Raw genomic sequence first — 3,141 nt, forward strand, 5'->3', positions numbered from 1 at the left:
GCATTGGCCAACCGTTCCGGTTGACGGGTTCCCGGTGCCGAGGCTCGAGGCGGCGCTGGCGTATTCGGGCCTCGAAGTCCGGGCGGTCGATGACAATGGTGTGCGCCCCCGCCATTTCTGCCGCGTGGTGCGGGAGGAAACGCTCGCGCCGTTCACCGGCCTCAACCGAGCCAAGGCGGCGGTGCTTGAGCTGGCCATCCTGGTCAGCCGGCTCGGCATGCTGCCGCGCAACAAGATCGAGGCGGAAATCGCCTACCTTTCGATCGCCATCGAAAAGACGGCAGGCGACGGTGAAAAGGAAGCCTGGGGCTGGCTGATGCAGCGTGTCAGCGATCACTTGACCGCCAAAGGTTCGGATAGCGAGGACTCGCGAGCATAGGCGCGAGCGCCGCAACCTGCTTACGAAGGATATCCCGCCAAAAGCGCCACTGCGGACGCAGGTGCCGCGCTGCTCGCTTGCCCGCGAACAGTGTCATCGGCGGGGATGATGTCGGCGAAATCGACGTAACTGCGTTCCATGCGTTCGGCCAGCCGCCTGATCTGCCAGCGACCGCTTCCGGCGCCGACGATCGGGACATCCCGAGACAGGGTTCCGGCAACCAGCGCCGCTGCATCGTGCACTTTGCGCAGTTGCTGCTCGCTGAACCAGCGCGCGACTTCACCCCATTCCGGCGGGGTGAGGTCGGTGGCGTCGCGCCCCACCATGCGCGCCAGCCGCGCGATCGAGCCGTCCACAGTCTTTTCCTTGCCGTCGGCGGGAGGGTGCCTGTCGTCGTCCTCGTCGAGCACGCCCAGGATGCGGTGAGCGTCGGCGATCGAGGCGAAATATTCGTTCATCAGCGGCGTTAGCCTGCCATGGACGGGAGCCGACGAGGCTACGCCGAACAGGAATGTCCTGGTAAAGCCGGTATAGACCAATTCGCCGGTTAGAAGCCGTCCGGCATCGGTGTAGCCGTCATTGGCCACGGCGCCGTTCTTGATGGCGATAATATCGGTGGTGGTGGAGCCCATGTCGACGAACAGGGCATCGCCGGCGAGTTTTGCCACCAACAAGGCTGTCGCGTGCCAATTGGCGGAAGCCACATCGGCGGTCAGCTGCGCTGCCCGCTCGACTCCGACGAAACCGGATGGTCCGGCATAGACCAGCTTTTTGTCTGCGGGGAAATGGGTGGAAATCTGACCCAGCAGAGCCGCCACGCCGGCATCGCGGGACGGAAAGATGTCCGACAGTTCGCCCGTCATGGTGAATGCGTTGAGATCCGCACCCGCGTAGATCGGAGCCGTTTCGTCGAGGGCTGAAGCCAGCTTGTCCAACCCTTGCCAGAGCGGCGTTGCGATCGTTACCGCCTCGACGATGCGACCGTCTTGTGCGCGGGTCACCTTCAGATGCGCGCCGCCAATGTCGAAACCGGCAATGATGCCCTTTCTTTTTTCCACGCTTCAAGCTTTCATGACGGGGGCAATTGGTCGGTGAAAAAGCGTTGCGTATCATTCCGGTTCTCGACCTGAAAGACGGCGTGGTGGTTCGCGCCCAGCAGGGAAAACGCGATCGCTACAGGCCGATCGTTACGCCGCTCAGCCGAAGCCCTGATGTGGTCGCGGTCGCTGAAGGACTGCGTGGGCTTTATCCTTTTTCCACCTTCTACATCGCAGATCTGGACGCTATCGAAGGCGGAGCGCCAAACAGCGACGCACTCGCCCGGCTGAGGACGATGGCGGAGCCGCCGGAACTTTGGGTCGATGCCGGCGTGGCCGACGAAAAGACACTTTTGGCGGCGCTTGCCGAACGCTCGCTGTCTCCTGTTCTGGGCTCTGAATCGCAGCGAGACGACATGTTGCTGCGGCGTTTTCGCGATCATCCCGATCTCATCCTGTCCCTTGATTTCGTCGGCGATAGTTTTTGCGGGCCGCGTTCTCTTCTCGATGAGCCCGAGCTTTGGCCGCAAAAGGTGATTGTCATGACGCTGGCCAAGGTCGGTGCGGCCGCCGGTCCCGACTTCGGGCGGTTGCAGGAGGTCAAGGCCAAGGCCGGAAATCGCGCTGTCATTGCGGCCGGCGGTGTCCGCGACGAGAACGACATCAGGGCCTTGTCCGCCATGGGCGTCGCCGCGGCACTGGTCGCAACCTCATTGCACAACGCTACGCTCACGCCCGGCCACCTCGCGTCACTCGGCGCCTGATCGTCGTTGCTCGTCAGCTCCCGAAGGGCGTGCGCCCTTCGGGAGCTGACGTTTCAAAAGCCCAGAACCTTTTTCAGCCGGCGCAACAGACCATCCGTCTCAGAAGAGGGTTTTTCCTGTGCGGGGCTGTCTCTTGTCTAGGCTGCGAACGGATGCTTGACCTTGTCGCGCTGGGCCGTTGCTTCGGCGGCGGTCGGGGTTCCTGCAACGGCGCGCTGGATGGCTTCCTTTGTCGCCTCGTAATTGTATTTCTGGATCTTGGCGTCGTCCGCCGCGTCCCAATGGATGAATACCCCGACGCAGATGAACACGTCGTCTGCTTCGTTGGCCGGAATGGTCCCGTCCGCAACGCTGTCCTGCACGGCCTTTGCCACGGCGTGCTGCGCCGGGCCGAACATCTGGACCGCCTGTTTGGCACCCTTGATCGTGACCTTGTTGAACATCACGGTGTTGGGTTTGCATTGAAGATTGGGCGCGATCACCGCCAAAAGCGAAGTAAAGCCGTCCTTGTTGTTGGTAAGCGCGTTGCAAAATGCCGTTTCGACCGCGCTCCCCCGCGGGCCGATGAGCAGGTCGACATGCGCGACTTCGTTGCCGTCTCCCACCAGCGATTCACCGACCATAACCTTTGATATTTTTGCCATGCCAATTTCCTCCAAGACACAATTATGATGTCCACGGACGCTGCAACCGAGCAGGCGCTCGATGGACAGCTATCCTTGTTGGCAGCGTCCGGATTTGCCCGGACCGGTTGGCTAGATAGCCGCGGAAGCACAGCTTCCGCTTTTGGAAGTCAAGCACCAACGCCGCGATTATGCAAGGTGAGGGCGAGGGTGTGGACTAAAAGAGTAGCCACGGTGAGGTCGGCCGAGGTGCCGGGGTTGATGTTGTCGGCCTTCAGCCGGCGGTCGAACTCCATGAGCAGACGAATGCGCGACGGTTCGTCGCCCTCGGCATGGAG

At 62.1% G+C, this 3,141-nt stretch carries 4 protein-coding genes and 1 pseudogene; 2 read left to right on the forward strand and 3 right to left on the reverse strand.

Annotated features, from left to right (window positions below; translation table 11 throughout):
* Nucleotides 1-379: pseudogene (locus ENZ75_RS26380) on the forward strand (DUF447 domain-containing protein); the annotation flags it as partial.
* Between the two features lie 20 nt (nt 380-399).
* On the opposite strand, the gene ENZ75_RS26385 reads toward ENZ75_RS26380, so the two are convergent.
* Entirely contained in the window at nt 400-1,437 is a 1,038-nt protein-coding gene (locus ENZ75_RS26385) for a hydantoinase/oxoprolinase family protein (protein WP_024504387.1), read from the reverse strand.
* 44 nt (nt 1,438-1,481) lie between these two features.
* Here ENZ75_RS26385 and ENZ75_RS26390 point away from each other — a divergent pair, with 44 nt between their 5' ends.
* The gene (locus tag ENZ75_RS26390) at nt 1,482-2,180 is read left to right on the forward strand and encodes a HisA/HisF-related TIM barrel protein (protein ID WP_063167854.1); all 699 of its coding nucleotides are present in this window, start codon (nt 1,482-1,484) and stop codon (nt 2,178-2,180) included.
* Between the two features lie 137 nt (nt 2,181-2,317).
* Here the strand turns inward: ENZ75_RS26390 and fae are convergent, their stop codons facing one another.
* The gene (gene fae / locus ENZ75_RS26395) at nt 2,318-2,824 is read right to left on the reverse strand and encodes a formaldehyde-activating enzyme (RefSeq protein ID WP_013532036.1); all 507 of its coding nucleotides are present in this window, start codon (nt 2,822-2,824) and stop codon (nt 2,318-2,320) included.
* A 149-nt stretch (nt 2,825-2,973) separates the two neighbouring features.
* Complete coding sequence (locus tag ENZ75_RS35680; RefSeq protein ID WP_348630627.1) at nt 2,974-3,111, reverse strand: triphosphoribosyl-dephospho-CoA synthase; 138 nt, start codon at nt 3,109-3,111, stop codon at nt 2,974-2,976.
* Between the last annotated feature and the right edge of the window lie 30 nt (nt 3,112-3,141).

It is taken from the genome of Mesorhizobium sp. M7A.F.Ca.CA.002.04.1.1 (assembly GCF_004022805.1).
Classification (GTDB): Bacteria; Pseudomonadota; Alphaproteobacteria; order Rhizobiales; family Rhizobiaceae; genus Mesorhizobium; species Mesorhizobium ciceri.